Here is a 20,876-nt window from a genome sequence, read left to right on the forward strand (position 1 = left end):
CAACCCTTATCCTGACTTGATTTCAGTTTTTTCTTTGTCAGTAAGGGTGTCAACAAGGAATATTACAGATTGTTAACCGAGTCTTGAAAGCCTTGTGCTACAAAGGTTTCAAATGTTAAGAAAGATGTGACTAATGGACAGCCTTATCAAGGGGGGCTCCCCCCGCCTATCGGCACCCCCCTTATTAAGGGGGCAGGGGGGATCAAAGACAAAATCTATCTTCAATTTAATTATAACCACTTACTTACTTACTACAGATTGATAAAATCTTTCTAGACTTTCTACAGAGGTTCGATCGTTAAATACTGTATCGATATTCACTTTAGTATAATCTTTGATTGTTTGTCGCCTTTGATTATCTAAACCTAAACGGATAGCAATTTCAATATAGTGATTTTTATCCGTAGCAATTGTCTCGGTTATGCCTAATTTTTTCAAGATAGCATAGGAATGTCGTCCGCGCATAAATTCCCCAGGACAGGTAACAACTGGAAGCTGACAGGCAATTGCTTCGAGGGTGGTATTTCCTCCCGACCAACTTAAGTTATCTAAATAGATGTCTGCTAATAAGTTAAGCTGAAAATAATCATTTTGTTCTAATTGTGGCATCATTACCCCGTAATCTTGCCAATTGAGTCCATACCTATTAAAAGCTTGACTTAATCTCGACTGAAAGCAATGGGTCACAAATTCGCTACGATGGCAGATAAAAATAAATTGGCTGTTGGGAACTTGTCGAGCAATTCTAGGAAAAATATCGTCATTTTCTGGCAGATATTTAAATAAACTTTGACAGTTTAAGTAGATGATTTTATCCTCGGCTAATCCCATCTCTAAACGAGTTTTTCTCTGGGGAGGAAGGGAAGGTTTGGGATAGGCAATACCTAAATTAGATAAGCGAATTAATTTTTCACTGTAGTGATTATCTCCCTCCACGGGTTCCATTAATTCACTGGAGATAAAATAATCAATGGTTGGTAATCCTGAGGTGATTGGATGTCCCCAAGTTACACATTGTACTGGAGCTAAACGCAATCCTGCTAGTTGGGTAGTACCAGCATCCATACCAATATCTAAATAAACCAGAATATGTAACTGATTATCTAAAATATGTTTAGCAATTTTTTCCCTATAGACTAGATTATCAAACTGATAAAAATAATCACTTTGCTGTTGATATTCTCTCGTAAAATTATCGAAGGTGTTATTAATATCTATTCCATAACAATAAATTTCAAATTGCTCTCGATTTCGCCACTGCAACCATCCTTGAAAGAGTTTCGCTACCTTGTGATGACGCAAGTGAGCAGAAATATAGCCAAGGCGAATTTTTCCCGTAGGCATGGTTAGGTTTTTCACCCAATTAGGAAAGTTAACCGAGGCAATTTTATAAACCAATTCTTCATATTTTTTTTGTATTTCTAAATCATTTTTAGCTTGATATTGAAGATAAAAATTAGTTCTTAATCCAATACTTTTCCAAGCATCCTGCTGTTGATTAGTAGTGGTTAAATCAAGATTTTCCAAGATATTATCTAACCGTTTCTCGTAGTTTGATCGATATAGCATAATATCTGCTTGAGTTTTGTAAACTATCGGCATTAACCGCATTAATTCTAACTTCAAGGATGGGTGATCGGGAAGATACTCTAAAGCTGATTTAGTTGCTTGAATTGCCACCTTGATCGGATAATTATTTTGTAGTAACCAAATTAGGCGCAAATGTAAATCAATATTTTCTGGATGATAGGCAATTCCTTTTTTATACACTTCTAAAGCTTGTTTTTCTCCTTTGAGAATGAGATGGCAATGGGCGCAATTTAAATAAAAATTGCTGTCCTCTATTTTAATTGCTAATAATTTTTGATAATAGTTTAATGCTAATTGATAGATTTTTCTTTGATAAAAATAATCACCTGAATAAATATCCGCTCTTTTTTGGTCAGCTTGCAGGATTTCCCAAAGGGAGAGATTTTGACTAATTTCTCGTCTATCTCCTGCCAGTTGTTGGGCAGTTTTATAAGCATTTTTTGCCTCTGTCCAAGCTTGTTTAACTAAATAGACATTGCCTAAATTGATATAGAAAGGATAAAAATCAGCCTGGTTATTAATTCCCTGCTGATAGAATTTTTCGGCTGACTCTAGCTGCCCTAATCGATAAAATAAATTGCCCAGTTTATTATAAGCATCGACAAAATTAGCATTGAGATCAATCGCTTTTTGATAAGCTGATAAAGCTGTATCTAAACGTGATTGTTTTTCTAGCACCATGGCCATAGTATAATGATATAAGGCTTGATTTTCCTCTAATTCTATGGCTCGTGCTAAACAGTTAAAAGATTCTGTTAGTCGGTTAATTATATAGTATAAGTATCCTAAATCGTGCCAGATGTAAGCTAATTGTTCACGCCAAGATAAAATTCTTAAGTAAAAGTCCTCAGCTAAAGTATATTCTCGCCGATTAATTGCCTCTTGCACCTCTTGAAGACAGGAGTTTATCGCAGTCAGGGCATAATTTTCTATCTCTTCATCCCCTTCTATTTCCTCTAATTCTAGCCACTGAAGATAGATTAATTTAGCTTGGCCAAACTGCCAGCAATCAAGATTTCTAATTATCTCTTTTTTGAGGAGCATAATTAAATCTTGACTAGACTCTGATTGTAATAGCCAAAATAACCAAATTTCTTGCGCTGTTGCTTGCTGCTCTAGCAGCAGATAAGCTAATCCCAGATAGGGATAATAATCAGTCACTTCCGGATGAACCGCCAGCACTTGCTGACAAAATAACAATAACTGATTATAGTCTTCCGATGCTAACATTAGCTCGATCGCTTGTTGGTGATCACTGTTGATCATTATCTTTCACTCTCGTTGCTCTCATTCCACAATACCCTCGATCGAGCTTAGGGTAACATTTTGGGCTTATTGAACTTAACTAGCGATAGATTCGAGGATTTATTAGCCCCATCAAAACAAAAAAACCTGATTTTACCAGTATTTTCCCCCATTTACCGCCCTAGTCCGACAAATAATTTTTCCCGCAGATAAGAATTATTCTCAATAGCTGTACAATAGGAAAAGACAACTTTACCAAGAATCGAGCAATGAACGATAAAATAACTCGGAGAGTCTTTCTAGGCGCGGGAACAGCCACCTTAGCGTTAGCAGTGGGTCAATTAGGGAAAATAAACGAAGTTTCCGCCCAAACTAAACAATTAAACCTCTATTCCTCCCGTCACTACAACACCGACCGACGATTGTATGACAACTTCACCCGACAAACGGGAATAAAAATTAACCTCGTGGAAGGGGAAGCGGACCCATTAATCGAACGGATTAAAAGCGAAGGCAGCAATAGTCCTGCTGATATACTCCTGACGGTAGATGCCGGGAGATTATGGCGGGCCGACCAACAGGGAATTTTTGCCCCGGTCAATTCCCGCATTCTTACCCAAAGAATTCCCGCTAATTTGCGTCACCCCAAAGGTCACTGGTTCGGGTTTAGTAAACGCTTGCGGGTAATTATGTACAACAAAGACAGAGTTAACCCCAGAGAAATCGATTCCTATGCAGATTTAACCAATCCCAAATGGAAAGGAAAAGTCGTCACCCGGTCATCCAGTAACATCTATAGTCAATCTTTTACCGCTTGGTTAATCGACATACAAGGGGAAGCGGCCGCAGAAAAATGGTGTCGGGGATTAGTGGCTAATTTTGCCCGTCCACCCCAGGGTAATGATAAGGCACAAATCGAAGCTGTAGCCGCAGGAATTGCCGATTTAGCCCTAGCTAACACCTATTACTTAGCGGGGTATGCCGAAGAAAAAGACCCCGCTAAACGGGCAATTTATGACCAAGTAGGCGTAATTTTCCCCGACCAAGCAGGCCGCGGCGCTCACGTTAATATTAGCGGTGGTGGTTTAATTAAAACTGCCCCCAATCGAGAATCGGCCATTAAATTTTTAGAATATCTTTCTAGCAATGAAGCACAGAACTTTTTTGCTAAGGGTAATCGAGAATATCCCGTCGTTCCAGGGGTTGCTTTAGACCCTTTCCTAGCAAAACTCGGACGCGGGAAAGAAGATACAGTTAGCGTGGCTAATTATGGTCCTAATTTAGCCAAAGCGGTACAGGTAATGAATCGCGCTGGTTGGAAATAAGTTATCAGTTATCAGTTATCAGTTATCAGTTAAGGCAATTGAAATAAAACCGAGAGAACGTAGGTTGGGTTGAAGCATGAAACCCAACGCACGCTCATGTTACGCTACCGCTAACCCATTCTACAAATAATTGTGCCTCCCTACTTAATTGGTTAAGCTAAAAGCTTTGATGTACTTAGTTTATAAACTTCTTTTTAGGTAGGAGAATTGCCAGATTCTTTCTTTTGCCTATTGCCTATTGCCTTTAGAAGCTGATTACTGATTACTGATAATTGCTATGTTAAGGCAATTGAAATAAAACCGAGAGATTATTAGCTGGCATAGGAATTACTTCTAACAATTGTAAACCTCGATCGCTCGCTGCTTGCACCACATCTTCTAAATTCCTAACTCCCCAAGCAGAGTTTTGAGAACGGAGAGAAAAATCAAAGCTTTCGTTACTAGGAGAAGTATGTTTTCCTTGTCGTTTATAGGGACCATAAAGATAGAGAATTCCCCCCGAACCGAGAATGCGACTCGCTGCTGCCATTAAAGCTAAACAAGCAGACCAAGGAGCGATATGAATCATATTAATATTAACAATCGCATTAATGACGATATTTTCCGTCTCTACCGCCCAAACTGACTGATGAACATCGATAAATAGGGGGCGATCGAGATTAGAACTAGGACAATAATCGCACCAACTGCGAATACTATCTAGAGCCAGAGGGTTACAATCCGAGGGAATCCAACGACAAGGAGCAAGACGAGGAGCAAAAAAAACAGCGTGTTCACCCGTGCCGCTAGATATTTCTAGGATATTCCCAGTCTTCGGTAAAAATTGGCTGAGAACTTCTAAAATCGGCTGACGATTGCGTTCTGTTGCCGGAGCATATTGACGTAAATCAGACATAACTAGGGTTTGCGGCAAAAAGTTGGTTGGTGGGGTTAGGAGTCGGTCGTCAGGCGTCAGGCGTCAGTCCTGATGAAAAAATTTTCACCACCACAGATGAAAGAGGTTTCCTTCCCTACACCCCACACCCCACACCCTACACCCTCTTTCCAGTCAGGAGGATTATTTTTATTTATTCTCCCTTCTCCCCATCCTACTCTGCAATAACTACTGGCAGCCAGAAATACGTTGGTTTAATATCATACTTTGTGCTTTTTGTCAAAAAAACTTTTTTTTTGCAATAAAACTACACACAAAAAAGATCATCGTTGTTGGTGAAATTGACTAATTTACCCGTCCTAATTAGGATAACCTTCTAGGTTTGGTGAGGGTTTCAACCATTGCTGCCTAAAAAAGCACAGAATACCCCATTATGAAATTCAGTAAAATCGCTGTAACCATTGTAACATCGTTGTTAAATAAAAATCTTTCTCAATTAATTTTTAAGAATTTATAAATATTGCGGAATGTTAATTTAAATATTCTCAAGTTTTTGGCATCAATCAATAAATTTTGCTTATCTTTGGCGAACATTGGGTTAGGAGTCAGTATTCTCCGAGTCAGCTTTTTTCTCCCTTCTCCCTTCTCCCTGCTCCCATCTCCCTGCTTCAGAAAAATATTAAGTTTTATTAAGAAGTTAGTGACAAAAGACCAGCTTTAATCTCTATTATCGTAGTAAGTGGCTTTTGACCCGAATCAAGCCGGTCAAGATAAATAGTAACTTTTGTCCATCATCAAACAAAGATGGTCAGTCTAACTAAAACAGTCGCTGTGGCCATGCCCTCGTGATCAATTCCTATGTCAACCCTGGTTATTGTCGAATCCCCCACCAAAGCTCGGACGATCAGTAATTATCTGCCTAGCGGCTATCGAGTCCAAGCCTCCATGGGCCACATCCGCGATCTGCCCGCCTCTGCCGAAGAAATTCCCCCCGCCCACAAAGACAAATCCTGGGCCAACTTAGGCGTGGATGTGGAGAACGATTTCGACCCCCTCTACGTCGTCCCCAAAACCAAAAGTAAAGTCGTCAAAGAATTAAAAGAAGCCCTCAAAGGAGCCAGCGAACTGATCCTCGCCACCGACGAAGATCGGGAAGGCGAAAGCATCAGTTGGCATCTCTTGCAGGTACTCAACCCGAAAATACCCACCAAAAGGATGGTATTTCACGAAATCACCAAAGAAGCAATCCAAGCCGCCCTCAAAAATTGTCGCTCCATCGACGAAAATTTAGTTCACGCCCAAGAAACCCGCCGCATACTCGATCGCCTCTACGGTTATACCCTCTCCCCCCTACTCTGGAAAAAAATCTCCAAAGGGTTATCCGCCGGCCGCGTGCAATCCGTGGCGGTACGTCTGCTCGTGCAGCGCGAACGAGAACGACGGGCCTTTAAAACCGCCAATTATTGGGACCTGAAAGCCACCCTCGAAAAAGACAAAAATCAATTCGAGTCGAAATTAGTCACCTTAAACGGTCAAAAAGTAGCAAATGGGAGCGATTTCGATGCCGACACCGGCAGACTGCTCCCCGGTCGCCAGGTGACACTTTTGGATCAAGCCACCGCCGCCGCCTTAAAAGAACGCATCCAAGACAAAATCTGGCGCGTTAGCCACACCGAAGAAAAACCCACCACTCGCAAACCTTCCCCCCCCTTCACCACCTCCACCCTACAGCAAGAGGCTAACCGGAAACTGGGCATATCCGCCCGCGACACCATGCGAATCGCCCAAAATCTCTACGAACAGGGCTACATCACCTATATGCGGACCGATTCCGTCCATCTTTCCGATCAGGCCATCACCGCCGCCCGCAATTGTGTAGAACAAATGTACGGAAAAAATTACCTCAGTCCCCAACCCCGGCAGTACACCACCAAAAGCAAAGGCGCACAGGAGGCCCACGAAGCCATCCGGCCCGCCGGTAGTAGCTTTCGCCTGCCCCGGGAAACCGGCCTGAGCGGACTAGAATTCGCCCTCTATGATTTGATCTGGAAACGTACCGTCGCCTCACAGATGGCCGATGCCCGCATTACCCAGATCGCCGTCAATATTCAGGTAGAAAATGCCGGATTTCGCTCCTCTGGCAAAAGAATCGACTTCCCCGGCTTTTTCCGCGCCTATGTGGAAGGTTCCGACGATCCCGAAGCCGCCATCGACGACCAAGAAATAATCTTACCCGCCCTCAACGTCGGTGACACCCCCAATTGTCGCCAACTAGAAGCCATTAGCCACGATACCCAACCCCCCGCCCGTTATAGCGAAGCCTCACTCGTAAAAACCCTCGAAAGTGAAGGAATCGGGCGACCCAGCACCTACGCCACCATTCTCGGCACAATTATCGATCGCGGTTATGCCCAAATGCGGAATAAAACCTTGATTCCCACCTTCACCGCTTTTGCCGTGGTTAGTTTGTTAGAAAATCATTTCCCCGACCTGGTAGATCCCAAATTTACCTCGAAAATGGAGGAAACCCTCGACGATATCGCCACCGGTTCCGCCCAATGGTTGCCCTATCTCGATCGCTTCTATCGGGGGGAAAAGGGGCTAGAAAGCCAAGTAAAAGAGCGCGAGAGTCAAATTAACTCTAGCACCGCCAAATCGGTGATTTTAGAGGATTTACAGGCAACTATCAAGATCGGCAAATACGGTCCCTATCTGGAAGTCTCTCGAGGCGATCAAATCCTCACCGCTTCCATCCCCGCCGATTTAACCCCCGCCGACCTCAACCCCGAACAGGTAGAAACCCTGCTGCGACAAAAAACCGAGGGTCCCGATAAATTAGGTCTTCATCCCGACAGCGGAGAGCCAATTTATCTGCTGGTGGGTAGTTACGGCCCCTACGTTCAGTTAGGAGATGTCAGCGATGACAACCCCAAACCGAAACGCGCCTCCCTACCCAAAGGAGTCAAACCAGAGGATGTCACCCTCCCGCAAGCAGTGGGTTTATTGGCACTGCCGCGACTACTGGGAACCCATCCCCTCACCGGAGGCAAAATTAAAGCCAGCTTAGGTCGTTTTGGCCCCTATGTAGTTCAGGAAGAGGGTAAGGAAAAAGAATATCGTTCCCTGAAAGCCGGCGATGATATCTTAACCATAACCCTCGATCGAGCTTTGGCCTTATTAGCCGAACCGAAAAAAACTCGCAGCGCCCGCGGTTCCACCAAACCACCCTTAAAAGAATTGGGTAAACATCCCGACGATGGGGAATCCGTGGGATTGTACGAAGGTCCCTACGGAGTTTATATCAAGCACGGTAAGACCAACGCCAAGATTCCCGAGGGAGAAACCGCCGAAACGCTCACCCTAGAACAAGCTTTATCGGCCCTAGCGGCCAAGACAACCACTGCCAAGAAAACCACCACCAAAAAAACTACTTCCCCAGGCAGTAAAACCAGCAAAAGTAAGACGGTTTAGCGGTTACTGGCGGGGCGATTTTCTCAACGGTTAATTCCTCGCCCTGACGCGAGGACAAATCTGTTTGGCTTTTTTGTCTTTTGCACCACTTTGAACGAGCTGCTCATATACCCCAAATTCCCTACTGTAAAGCAATCGCCATCGCTTCTTGGGGAATTTGTCGGTAAATTGGTTTTAAAAATTGTTCTATGGCATCCGATTCGGGGGCAGCGAGGGGAAAATTGCCTAAAATGTCGAGAATGGTTTGATTTTCATTCCCCGGCGTAATCACAACTAGGGAGGGATCTAGCTCCTCATCGTACTGCCAAAAGCGATCGATAGTGCTGTCGGGGGCAGTTTTTTCAACTACTTTGGGGGGTTCACTGACTGCTAAAGGTTGATTATCAGAGGAATAGGAGCGTTTTTCTCGTAAAGCTTCCAGAATTTGGCTTTTGGTTCGGCCGCGCAGTTGCAAAAGCAGGAAGGGATCGACAATAAAACGATCACCCAATTGATAGTATACTGCTCCTATATGTTTGCAGGGGTTGGCTTGATCGGGACAGGTACAACGAGAGCGAATATCCGCTAGGGAAAAGGGGAATAAATTCACCCCACTATCGATAAAAACACGCTCGATATTATCGGGCATTTGTCCCGTGAGCAATTGAGCGGAATAAATGGCCTTTTTGGAGAGAAGCTTAATAATATAGTCCCATTCTTCATCACTAAAAGCGACTAGGGATAAATCCACTAGATAAGGTTCGGATTCACTGCCTTGTACTCTAGCAATAACTTGCGAGTCTTCAAAGTCAATACTTAAAACATTGCCCTCTCTAGCGTACAGTCTAGCTCGTTCCAAGCGTTTTTTAAAGCGATAGGAATCGAGTAGTTCTAGCCATTTTTGTACCCACCAAGCTTGTTCTGTCATTTTTTATTCACCCTACGGCTTATCAGCTTCGTTACCAACAATAAGATATAATATTTTCAGTTACCTTCATCTTACCTTGAACTTGATCAAAAAGAGAAATGAGATTATTATAGTTATAACTTACGATTCAGAATCTATCTCCATGGCAGGAACAAGCCAATGTTATCAGAAAATGAAAAAAGAATTCAAGAGTTATCCCGATAGTTGGGAGCGTGTCTCTAGGAGCGAACCCAAATTAAGAAATTTAATAACTTGGGAGAAATAGAGGAGAGCTTCTGAGATTTAATCATTCAGTATGTTAACCCAGAAATCGGTATTTTTTATCAAAACAAGTCCTGAAGAAACCGCCGGTTGAAGGATGTTTTAACCTTGCTGCCCAGTGCTATCTTTGGTAAATTGTTGATATTTTTTGTATTCGATTTGATTAAACTAGAGCTACCTTTTCTCTAAAATTAGTAAATATTCGGATTTCATGCCATCAGGATTTTTATTCTTGCGAGATTTGAATAATTGTCTGGTTTTAATTCTATCCTCAAAGACGGTATTAAAAATAAAGCCATTTTCCTGAAAATATTCCTTTAATATTCGCCAAGTTTCTACTTCCACTCCATCCACTTTTGGATTACCGACAAAAATGCAAGCTTTCCCAGCTTGTTTTAATTTTCTGGTGGCATTTTCTAAAGCATTGATAGTGTGACAAAAATAGGAATCGAGTATTTTATGTAAATTCTCTTTCTCTAAACTCGCTCTCACCTGATTTAATGTTTCGGTTTCGATTAATCTGGTAGCCTGTCGGTAGGGAATTTCTAGCTTAGAGATTTTTTGCACTTCTTTTTCTGTATATCCTAACCAATATAAATCTAGTTTTGCTGTTCTGATATATTCTTGTGCTTGCAGATAGGGGGGTGAACTAATTAAACAATCTAACTCTAGATTTTGATCGATCTCAAAAGTGGCACTATCTACTCCTCCATAAAAAAGCACCTGATTACAATTATGCCAAGTGACGGCAATATATTGATTAACGCTGGTTAAAGTTTCAAAACTCATCTCTTTAATCGTTCGTTTTAATTCCTCTTGCCAATCTCTTTGTAATAGTTCCTGTATATCTGATTTTTTGTATTTCGATTGAAATAATTTAGGTTTGGTATGTTCTGCATAGGAAAACTGTTTACTAACTTTCACTAAAACCGCTTGAATGATCTGGGAATACAAATCAGGTTCTAGACTTTTTTGACCTGCCCAAAGTTTCTGCAAAACTGCTAAAATTTTCTCTGGATACCAATAGTTTAAATTTGACCACTGAGGGATAAATTTATCCTTGCTGGCAAAAACTTCTAAGATTTTTTTATCTAACTCTGAGTAACTCAATGGTTCTTTGTGTTCTGTGATCTTAATCGGTATAATATGGTTTAAAAGATAATTCAGGTCAGTTAAAACAGCATTTCTTTGACAAAGTTTAGCCTCTAAACCCACCGTACCCGAACCAGCAAAAGGATCGATGATCCAATCATCCTTTTTAGTGTAACTATCAAGACAAAATCTCACCACTTGGGGAATAAATTTGGCAGGATAATAATAGATGCCATGGGTTAGATAACTGGTGCTGGTGATTTCTGGCACTAAATCTCGAAAAGAAACTAATCGCGGGGTTCCCCGATTAAATTCTTCTAAATTATTAGAATCGAAAAGTTCTAGTTGCATGATTCGGCTATCAATTCTTCCTAGGGTAGGCCAGCCAATTAAAATAAAGATTAAAACCGTAGTCGATCAATATTCTAACTTATCGTCCCTTAACCTAACCGAGAACTCAACTTTTTTACTTTTTACTTTTTACTTTTTACTTAACGTGATATACTGCCAAAGGAAAAAATGACGTTTTAATTAGTCTGCGTGAATAGCCAATCCTCGACGATCATAGAACAGGTTAGAGTCCTTGACCCCCTGACACAAACCGATCGCATTGCCGATGTCTGGATTGAGGAGGGGGTAATTAAAGCGATCGAATCTCAGCTTCCCCCAAGAGAAAATAGTAACTATATTTCCGGTCAAAACTGTATTTTTGCCCCCGGATTAGTCGATCTCTACAGTCATTCTGGGGAACCCGGCCACGAGGACAGAGAAACCCTTGCATCTCTGATCAAAGCGGCCACGGCCGGAGGCTGCACCCGGTTGGCAATTCTCCCCAATACTCTCCCCCCCCTCGATCACCCCGCACTCATTAGCACATTACAGCAAAAAAGTCAAGGGTTTTTTGACTCAAAATCGACTCGTCTGCATTTTTGGGCAAGTCTCACCCTAGGAAGACAAGGGCAAAAAATGACCGAATTAGCCGATTTAATGCCTGTAGCGGTGGGTTTTACCGATAATCGCAGTCTGGAAGATTTGGGACTGTTGCGGCGCTTATTGGAATACCTAAAACCCCTCGGTAAAAATATCGCCCTTTCCCCGGTAAATCAGCAATTAAAGGGTAATGGAGTCATGCGTGAGGGAGAAACCTCGATTCGCTTCGGTTTACCCGGAGATCCTGCTATTTCCGAAACCACTGCTTTAGCCACAATTTTAGAAATCGTCGGCGAAATTAATACACCTGTTCACCTAATGCGAATTTCTACCCGTCGAGGAGTGGAATTAATTCGCGAGGCAAAAATGCGGGGATTGCCGATAACCGCTAGTGTGACGTGGTTGCATCTCCTCTTAAATACAGGATCGATCGCCAGCTATCATCCCAGTTTACACCTCGCTCCCCCCTTGGGCAACGAAAGCGATCGCAAGGCGTTAATTGCGGCAATTAAGGAGGGAATTATCGATGCAATCGCGATCGATCATCGTCCCTATACCTACGAAGAAAAAACCGTCTCTTTTGCAGAAGCACCCCCCGGCGCGATCGGGTTAGAATTAGCTTTACCGCTACTCTGGGAAAAATTAGTAATAACCGGACAATTATCAGCTTTACAATTATGGCAAGCGCTTAGTCTCAATCCCTGTCATTGTTTACAACAAAAACCGGCATCTCTCAACCCCGGTAATCGCGCAGAAGCAATTCTTTTTCATCCCCAAGCAAGCTGGAAAGTAACAGCAAATAATCTTCACTCCCTCAGTCACAATACTTTCTGGTTAAATCAAACAATTACGGGAAAAGTCTTAGAAATGTGGAATTTTTAAAGAGTGGCCAATTTCTATCTTGAGACTCTCCTGGTTTTTTGGATAATGATCAGCTAGAATTCTAGAGAGAACTAGAGTAATGTCATGGAAAAAGAACTGGTATCGGAAAAGCGCGGTTATCTACTTCGCACGGTGGCAGAAGCTAAAGAAATTGTCCTTAATTGGTTGCGGGAAATAAATTTAGTTAATGCGATTAAATTAGGTTTACCAGAAGTGGATGACAGATATCATATTTGGCGAGTTCCTCTATGTAATGACCAGAAAAAAACCGTTGGGGAAGTGGTGATCGATGCCTACACCACCGAAATTTTAGCCGATAGGACAACCCGGACTGAAATTATTATCGCTCGTCTGTTAAAACAGGATGAATCTAAATTAGAAACCCGCAAGAAAACCAAAAAAGAATACAAGCTTTCCTCTCTGAGAAATACGATCGGATTTGGTGATTGTGGCGAACTTTTGGAGGAAATGCCAGCAGAAAGTGTTGATTTAATCTTTACCTCACCACCCTATTTTAATGCTCGCCCAGAATATTCGGAATTTGAAGAATACGAAAGCTATCTATTGAAGCTGCGACAGGTAATCAGAAAATGCCATCGAGTTTTGAGTGAAGGGCGTTTTTTTGTCATTAATATTTCTCCCGTGCTGTTGCGTCGTGCTTCCCGTAATCAAGCTTCTAAACGTATTGCTGTCCCTTTTGATTTGCATCGAATTTTTGTTGAGGAAGGTTACGATTTTATTGATGATATTATTTGGCTAAAACCAGAGGGAGCAGGGTGGGCAACTGGTAGAGGGCGCAGATTTGCTGCCGATCGCAATCCTCTCCAATACAAAACTGTGCCAGTGACTGAATACGTTTTAGTCTATCGTAAACACACGGATTTACTCATCGATTGGCATATTCGTAATCATCCCGATCAAGAAGTAGTAAAAGCCTCAAAAATTGCCGATGGTTATGAACGCACTAATGTCTGGAAAATTAACCCAGTCACTAACTCAAAACATCCCGCCGCTTTTCCCGTAGAATTGGCAGAAAAAGTGATTACCTATTACTCTTTTAAAGGCGATGTGGTTTTAGATCCCTTTGCTGGTTCAGGAACCGTGGGACTAGCGGCCGCTTCTTTAGATAGACGTTTTGTTTTATTCGAGAGTAATTTTAATTATATTGAACTAATACGAAAGCTAATTACTGAAGGCAGTAAGACTGATTTAGATTCAATTATTTGGCTTAATTGTCCGTTAGAAAACTAACAATGAGCGAGGTAAACACCATGACAGCCGGTAAAAGTCACGCTTATTTTACTCCAAAAGACTATCTGGAAATAGAGAAAATTAGTCCCATTAAACATGAATATATGCAAGGGCAAATCTTGGCGATGGCGGGGGACAGTAAAGCCCATGTTATCATCACAGGTAATCTTTCAGCCCAATTAATTAATCATTTACGGGGTAGTGGTTGTCTTGCCTACGCTACCGATATGAAAGTGCGTCTCCCTAGCTTAAATATCTTCTATTATCCCGATTTTGCCATTACTTGTGACCAACGAGATCGAGTTTCCCAGGAAGATTTTATCCTGCATCCGCGAGTGATTATCGAAGTTTTATCCGACTCTACGGCAGCCTTTGATAGAGGCGATAAATTTGCCGATTATCAAACTATCCCTGAATTAGAGGAATATCTACTTATCGAGCAAAAAAAAGTCCTAATTGAACAATATCAACGTCAATCTAATAACCTCTGGATTCCCCATATTTATCACGCGGGAGATTTAATCACTATTAACTGTATTAACTTTTCTTGTCCGATAGAAATTCTTTATCAAAACCTAGAAATTCTTAGCTAGAATTTTGACCGTAAAAATAGTAAAATGGGGTCAGGTATTAGGATAAATTTCCCCTATTTCCTAACCCCCCAACAACTTAGATAATTAACCCCGTTGTCGAGTATTGATCACCTCACCGGCTGCATTAACTAACTCTAGCTGTAGCGGCATTTGTCCCATAGCGTGAGTGGAACAACTTAAACAGGGATCATAGCAACGAATACCCGCTTCCACCCGGTTTAACATCGCTTCGGGAATTTCGCCACCATGGATATAATGTTGGGCGATTTGTTTCACCGTTTGATTCATGGCTAAATTATTATTACCCGTGGCAATAATCAAATTCACCGTTTCAATCAAACCATTTTCATCCACTTTATAATCATGGAATAAAGTACCCCGGGGCGCTTCACTAACTCCCACCCCTTGCAGATTATTAATTCCTGCTTCGGCCCGGCAGCGTTGAGAAACTATATCGGGATCGTCGATTAAAAGTTCGATACGCTCTAAACAGCCTAAAATCTCCACTAATCGGGCATAATGATAGTAAAAAGAAGAGGTTGCTACACCACCGACCCGATGGCGATATTCCCGTAACTCGATATCCGCCCCCTCCGTGCCAAAATGGGAACAAACATTTAAGCGCGCCAACGGACCAACCCGATAGATACCGTTGGGATAACCGAGGGGTTTATAGTAGGGAAACTTTAAATAAGACCATTTTTCTACTGATTCGCCGATATAATCGCGATAATTGTCTTCGCTGAGGTTATCGGCCACAATATTGCCTTGACTATCGGTAAAACGAATATGACCGCCGTAGTGTTCCCACTCGTCCCGTTTACCGACCAATCCCATAAACAGGGAAGGGAAATTACCAAAAGCGGCGATTTCTGTGGTTAAATTGTCTAGAAGTCCTTTAAACAGGTTTAAGGCCGTGTAAAGAGTCGCTTTAGACTCCGGCAGTCGTTCTTTAATCCATTGTCGCCCTTCTTCGCTTAAGGGAGAACGCACACCTCCCGGGACAGACCAAGCGGGGTGAATTTTTTTTGCTCCCAAAAGTTCAATAACTTTCTGTCCAAATTGACGTAAACGGATGCCCGCTCGCGCTAGGTCGGGATCGGCGGCGATTAAACCGAAAATATTCCGTTTAGCGGCGTCACTTTCCCAACCAAGCAGAAAATCGGGACTGCTAAGATGGAAAAAGCTTAAAGCATGGGATTGGGTTAACTGTCCCAAATTCATCAAGCGCCGCAGTTTTTCACCCGCGGGGGGGATTTGCACCGCTAGAATTTTATCACCAGTTTTGGCGGCACAAAGTAGGTGACTAACGGGGCAAATGCCGCAAATTCGGGCAGTAATTCCCGCCATCTCCCACATCGGCCGTCCCTCGCAGAATTTCTCGAAACCGCGATACTCGACCACATGAAAACGCACGTCATCCACTTCCCCCGCATCGTCAAGGAAAATCGAGATCTTGGCATGGCCTTCGATCCGGGTGACGGGATCGATAACGACGGTTTTAGTCATAGTAAGTCCTCATTGTTCAGGAGTTCCACAGAGTGGTATTGTGGAGAGTGCGATCGAGTTTGGTTTCAACGATAATTTATCCCGATCTCCGCCCTGCTGTCTCTATGATAGTTATTACCCCCCTAGCAATCCTAATTTTTATAACAATTTTTCCCGATTCTCAATCGCGGCTAATTTGGCATTTTGTAGCAAATACTACAGAAAATAGTTCGGGAATCCGCAATAATTACATTTCCTTTTGCTGGTGTTGATCGGTCATTATATATATAGAAGTCGGTTCTCGTCTGTCAGTTTTCAGCTTGGTTCTGCTTTGCTCTCAAAGCTGAGGGCGAAAGGGTCGGAAGTCAGCCAGATTGTTGACGTCCAATCGGGAAAATCACCTTTTTGTCCTGTAATCTTACCTAACAGTATCAGCGGCACTGCCGAGGATTCAGGAAAAAGCGACCCAAAAACAAGCGATTGTAGTTGATAGTTCTAGACTATAATACTTTTGTTCTAGATATTGGGAAAAGAGGATAAACTTAACATCATACCAAAGAATGAATTAACTTTGAACCTTTAGGGGATTGTCTGCGTCTAAAAGCGCAGGATACAATCAAAGAAATTCCGATCAAACTCATACCGACTTCAGATAAGCCAGACTCACCCGCGAGTCGGAATAGTAACAGACTTTTTCTGTGTCAAGGAGTCACCACCAAACCAATGCCCACCGCAAAAACCAACCAAACTCAATCACAGCCCACCCTCAATGCCGATATGGTGCGTACCTATCTGCACGAAATTGGGCGAGTTCCTCTCCTAACTCACGAACAAGAAATTATTTACGGCAAACAAGTCCAACGGATGATGAGCCTGTTAGAAGCGAAAGAAGCACTATCGAAGCAATTAGGACGGGAACCACAGCGCTTGGAGTGGGCGGATTCGGTGAATTTAAGCGAAAATGAACTGGATCGAGCCTTGAAGACCGGCGATCGAGCTAAACGGAAAATGATTGAAGCTAACCTCCGCTTGGTGGTTGCGATCGCCAAAAAATATCAAAAGCGGAACATGGAATTCCTAGATCTAATTCAAGAGGGTAGTCTGGGATTAGAAAGGGGTGTAGAGAAATTTGATCCCACCAAAGGTTATAAATTTTCTACCTATGCCTACTGGTGGATTCGACAAGCGATTACCCGTGCGATCGCTCAACAGGCCCGCACCATTCGTTTACCCATCCATATCACCGAAAAACTGAATAAAATCAAAAGAACCCAGCGCGAACTCGCCCAAAAACTGGGGAGAAGTGCCACTCCTGCCGAGATTGCCCTGGAATTAGAGCTAGAACCCGCTCAAATCCGCGAATATCTCAGTATGGCTCGTCAACCCATCTCCCTTGATGTGCGCGTCGGCGACAACCAAGATACGGAATTGTCGGAATTATTAGAAGATAGCGGAGTTTCTCCCGATACCTTCATCACCCAAGAATTATTACGGCAAGACTTAGCCAATCTCCTGGCCGAATTAACTCCCCAACAACGGGAAGTGATTACTCTCCGTTTCGGTTTAACCGATGGCAAAGAGTTATCCCTAGCCAAAATCGGTCAGAGAATGAACATCAGTCGGGAACGAGTGCGACAATTAGAACACCAGGCCCTGGCCCATTTACGCCGTCGCCGGGCCAACGTCAAGGAGTATATTGTCGCTAGTTAGTAAAATTAGCAAATAACCAAGAAGGAGAGCTTGCGCTCTCTTTTTTTTGGGTTTAATTAATATAGAATCCCGATTAGTTTTCACCTGTGGCAGTTCCGTCATGACTAGAGCGACAGAAACAGCGACCCCAACACTATACGAAGAAGATTTTTATCTCTGGCTAAAAACCACGGCAGAACAATTAAAAAAAGGCCAGTTTGCCGAGGTGGATTTAGACAATTTAATTGAGGAGATTGAATCGATGGGGAGAAGTGAAAGACACGCGCTCAAAAGTCTTTTAACTCGTCTCCTAGAACATTTACTCAAATTAACATACTGGCAATCGGAAAGAGACCGTCATGGCAATCATTGCAATGGAGAAATCAATAATTTTCGGGCAGAAATTCAAGATTTACTGGAGGATAGCCCTAGTTTAAAGCCCTATCTTCGGGAGATTTTTGAGCCATCCTACCATACAGCTTTAGAGGCCGTCCGGAAAAAAATGGGTTTATCCCCCGGCGGTTTACCGAGTCAGATAATTTTTAATCTCGAACAGGTTTTAGATGATCAATGGCTGCCGATCGATTGGGAATAAACTATTGACTATCTAATACTAAATCTGGTTATTAAAGACTGATTATTTATTCCCCCTTTTGCCTCTTGCCTATTGCATGAGTGCCTGTCCTGATAAGTAGCCTATATTCAACGGATTTAGTATCATCTATCTGAGAAAGTCCGTAATTTAACCTTGTAACAAATCTTAACTAAAAACAGTTGACGAAAACTAGATAATCCTCTAGGATTGGGGACTATGATTGCCACGCGCAATTAGCATTATTCAGCCAGCAAACATATTAGCAGACTGCCTTTTGCCTTGGGCGTAGCACTTATAGGATCTTTGGCAGCCAAATAGAAAAATATCTTAGGAGGCAAAAATGCGTTCACAATTTACTGAGAGCCTTGGTTCACATAAAAAGTGGTTAATATCAGGGATCGCAACTTCCTTAATGTTGGCAACTGTTCCTGTTCAAGCGGCAACAATTAAAGCAGAAGTTGATTGGAAGCTTGCAGGAATTCCCGGTGCGACCTCTCCCCATATTAGCGGACCCGCAACCAGCGGTTCTGTAGATGTACTGGCTGGGGACAATGATACCTCTGGTAACAATGTCTTCTATCACACCTACGGTGATGTCACTGGCAATTTTGGGTCGCGGGTTTCCGGTAATGGCAACTATGACATTAATGGATTGTTCACTTATAAAGATACCTTTGTCAATCCTAATCCTTTCTCTTCCCCGGCCAGTTTTACCTTTACTATCATTCCGGGAGAACTGAGCGCTGATATTTCTCCCAGCTATACACCCACAGCCGGACAGGCGTTATCTGCTCTCTATGAAATTGACATTCGACTCAATGGGACATCCATCTGGAATAGTAGTGCCAATCTTCAATACAACGGTGGGACTAATACCTTTTCTTTTACCGACGATCCAGTTAACTCTTTAGGAGGTACTGTTTATAATACTGCTACTTCCTACTCCTACTTTTTTGGTCCTTTCACCCAGACTATTTCTCTAGGTACTTTTGCGCCGGGGGAAACAAAACTGTTCGAGTACGATCTAAAAACCATCGCAACCGGCAATTTACCCACTACTTGTACAGGTAGTTCTAATGGAGGAGGCAATCCTAACGAGCCTAATGGACAAGTCGGTAATTTTGCCACCGGTCCGGATAATGGAACCGGAGGCGATGTGCCTTGTGGCGGATCTACTGCTCGTAGTGGTGATCCTTTTCATCCTAACTTCCCTAGTGGCAGCCCCCCTGGAACGATTACAGTTACAGGTGTCGTGTCAACAACAACGATACCAGAATCCAGTAATCTTTTATCACTTTTGGTATTAGGGGGGGGAATTGGCGGAAGTTCAATCCGGCGTTGGTATCGTCGCAAAAATAGCAATTCTTAGAAGAATATTTGGGGCTGGCACGGGGGGCAAATCGGTGTCAACTCAAGAAAAAATGATGATTTTTTCTTGAGTTGCGAGGGGGGAAACTCTTGATAAATCTTGTAACCCACATTCCGCACCCTCAACGAGAAGCTGATCACCGATCTGGTTTTACTCAACCAACTTCTTCAGCAGGGCATCCACTTCCTCCAGGCCGGATTGATTATTTTTCAGCACATAAACCGCTCGCGCTTGCTTAAAAGCTTCCGCTGCCTCTGTTTTTCGTCCCCGGCCCGCGTAGGCCCGACCGAGATTAAGATAGACATCGGCGTTATTGGGGGCGATTTCGGCCAAATCTTGATAGGCGATAATTGCTGCAAGATAATCTTTTCTGGCCAGATGGATGCGACCGATTCCCGCTTGTGCTTCCAAAGATTGGGGTTGCAGGAAAACAGCCCGACGATAAAAGGGGAGAGCCTCGTCAAAACGCTCTTGTTTTTCGAGTAAAATCCCTATTTTTAGCTGAATTAAAAAATTTCCTGCACTTTGTCGCTCTATTTCTTTTAAAATCTGGGTTCCGCCATTTAAATCGCCCTGTTTGAGCAAAAGGCTGGCTAGTTGCAATCTTAATTCACTATTGTTGGGGAATCTTTGCAGGGATTTTTGGAGAAAATCGAGGGCTTCGCTGCTTTTATTCTGTTCGATCAAGGCTTTACCCATGATTTCGTGGGCTTGCTGATTATTGGGGTCGAGAGCTAAAACCCATTGGTAAACTTCGCCCGCTTTTGCATAGTTTTTTTGCCGTAATAACACCACCCCTAAACCGAGGTAGTGTTGGACGTTTTTCGGTTCTATTTGGATAGCGTAGTAGTAAGCGGTGGCTGCATTGTCATAATCACCGATATTAGCCAAACTATAACCGAGAGCATGGAAAAAGTCGGGATTACTCGGATCGAGACTTAAAGCTTTTTGGTACGCTTGGGCGGCGGCGTTATAATCCCCTTGCCGCGTTTGTAAAAAGCCGATCCCAGAGAAAATTTTGGCATTATTGCCATCAAGGGCGGCAGCCCGCTCGTAAACGGCTATAGCTTCCCCATAATTGCCATTTTTGACCAATTGCCGCGCTTGACGCAGTAGTTCGTTAACCTGTGAATCCTTGCTCACGATTGCCCCCGCTGGATTATCAGCGATCGCAATTGAGGGAGAGAAACAGCCCCCCGCGAGAAGACCGACGAGCAAGATTAAACGGGTAAATTGTTTCATCGCTTTACCTTTGTTAACGATTCTTAATTAAAGTTTATTGTAAATGGTATTGACAAAAATCAACTATTCTGC

General features: G+C 42.8%; 15 protein-coding genes. 9 read left to right on the top strand and 6 right to left on the bottom strand.

The annotated features are described in order from the left end of the window. Positions 1–240 precede the first annotated feature (240 nt). On the bottom strand, positions 241–2,856 hold the full coding sequence (locus IM456_RS14380; protein WP_287694593.1) for a tetratricopeptide repeat protein: 2,616 nt from the start codon (positions 2,854–2,856) through the stop codon (positions 241–243). Between the two features lie 248 nt (positions 2,857–3,104). Here IM456_RS14380 and IM456_RS14385 point away from each other — a divergent pair, with 248 nt between their 5' ends. Next, positions 3,105–4,160: a Fe(3+) ABC transporter substrate-binding protein gene (locus IM456_RS14385; protein WP_149987150.1), complete on the top strand. Its 1,056-nt coding sequence runs from the start codon at positions 3,105–3,107 to the stop codon at positions 4,158–4,160. 280 nt (positions 4,161–4,440) lie between these two features. Here IM456_RS14385 and IM456_RS14390 read toward each other — a convergent pair whose 3' ends face one another. Further along, on the bottom strand, positions 4,441–5,055 hold the full coding sequence (locus IM456_RS14390) for a DUF938 domain-containing protein (RefSeq protein ID WP_149987149.1): 615 nt from the start codon (positions 5,053–5,055) through the stop codon (positions 4,441–4,443). A 499-nt stretch (positions 5,056–5,554) separates the two neighbouring features. On the opposite strand from IM456_RS14390, the gene IM456_RS14395 reads away from it, so the two are divergent. After that, complete coding sequence (locus IM456_RS14395) at positions 5,555–5,755, top strand: hypothetical protein (protein ID WP_287694590.1); 201 nt, start codon at positions 5,555–5,557, stop codon at positions 5,753–5,755. 137 nt (positions 5,756–5,892) lie between these two features. Further along, complete coding sequence (gene topA, locus IM456_RS14400) at positions 5,893–8,505, top strand: type I DNA topoisomerase (protein WP_287694586.1); 2,613 nt, start codon at positions 5,893–5,895, stop codon at positions 8,503–8,505. 121 nt (positions 8,506–8,626) lie between these two features. Here the strand turns inward: topA and IM456_RS14405 are convergent, their stop codons facing one another. Together IM456_RS14405 and IM456_RS14410 are read right to left on the bottom strand one after the other, a co-directional pair. Next, positions 8,627–9,412 (bottom strand): SWIM zinc finger family protein, encoded by a 786-nt coding sequence (locus IM456_RS14405; RefSeq protein WP_149987147.1) that lies wholly within the window; start codon positions 9,410–9,412, stop codon positions 8,627–8,629. 435 nt (positions 9,413–9,847) lie between these two features. Then, a complete protein-coding gene (locus IM456_RS14410; protein ID WP_287694582.1) occupies positions 9,848–11,116 on the bottom strand; it encodes a DNA methyltransferase in 1,269 nt (422 codons plus the stop codon). Positions 11,117–11,305: 189 nt separating this feature from the next. Between IM456_RS14410 and IM456_RS14415 the strand changes: the two genes are divergently transcribed. The 3 genes from IM456_RS14415 to IM456_RS14425 all read left to right on the top strand — a co-directional run bounded on the left by IM456_RS14415 (position 11,306) and on the right by IM456_RS14425 (position 14,421). Next, complete coding sequence (locus IM456_RS14415) at positions 11,306–12,577, top strand: dihydroorotase (RefSeq protein ID WP_287694579.1); 1,272 nt, start codon at positions 11,306–11,308, stop codon at positions 12,575–12,577. Between the two features lie 84 nt (positions 12,578–12,661). Then, a complete protein-coding gene (locus tag IM456_RS14420) occupies positions 12,662–13,828 on the top strand; it encodes a DNA-methyltransferase (RefSeq protein WP_287694576.1) in 1,167 nt (388 codons plus the stop codon). Positions 13,829–13,848: 20 nt separating this feature from the next. Continuing rightward, a complete protein-coding gene (locus IM456_RS14425; RefSeq protein ID WP_149987156.1) occupies positions 13,849–14,421 on the top strand; it encodes a Uma2 family endonuclease in 573 nt (190 codons plus the stop codon). 84 nt (positions 14,422–14,505) lie between these two features. Here IM456_RS14425 and IM456_RS14430 read toward each other — a convergent pair whose 3' ends face one another. Then, a complete protein-coding gene (locus tag IM456_RS14430; RefSeq protein WP_149987143.1) occupies positions 14,506–15,930 on the bottom strand; it encodes a Ni/Fe hydrogenase subunit alpha in 1,425 nt (474 codons plus the stop codon). A gap of 702 nt (positions 15,931–16,632) precedes the next feature. Between IM456_RS14430 and IM456_RS14435 the strand changes: the two genes are divergently transcribed. The 3 genes from IM456_RS14435 (at position 16,633) to IM456_RS14445 (ending at position 19,562) form a co-directional block, all read left to right on the top strand. Beyond that, the gene (locus IM456_RS14435) at positions 16,633–17,619 is read left to right on the top strand and encodes an RNA polymerase sigma factor, RpoD/SigA family (protein ID WP_002760224.1); all 987 of its coding nucleotides are present in this window, start codon (positions 16,633–16,635) and stop codon (positions 17,617–17,619) included. 100 nt (positions 17,620–17,719) lie between these two features. Next, positions 17,720–18,193, top strand: coding sequence for a DUF29 domain-containing protein (locus tag IM456_RS14440; protein ID WP_149987142.1), 474 nt, complete (start codon positions 17,720–17,722; stop codon positions 18,191–18,193). Positions 18,194–18,533: 340 nt separating this feature from the next. Next, positions 18,534–19,562, top strand: a complete 1,029-nt coding sequence (locus IM456_RS14445) for a hypothetical protein (RefSeq protein ID WP_287694571.1) — start codon at positions 18,534–18,536, stop codon at positions 19,560–19,562. Positions 19,563–19,712: 150 nt separating this feature from the next. On the opposite strand, the gene IM456_RS14450 is transcribed toward IM456_RS14445, so the two are convergent. Continuing rightward, the gene (locus IM456_RS14450) at positions 19,713–20,804 is read right to left on the bottom strand and encodes a tetratricopeptide repeat protein (protein ID WP_287694568.1); all 1,092 of its coding nucleotides are present in this window, start codon (positions 20,802–20,804) and stop codon (positions 19,713–19,715) included. Between the last annotated feature and the right edge of the window lie 72 nt (positions 20,805–20,876).

Source organism: Microcystis sp. M079S1 (genome assembly GCF_020246425.1).
In the GTDB taxonomy this organism is placed as follows: Bacteria; Cyanobacteriota; Cyanobacteriia; order Cyanobacteriales; family Microcystaceae; genus Microcystis; species Microcystis aeruginosa.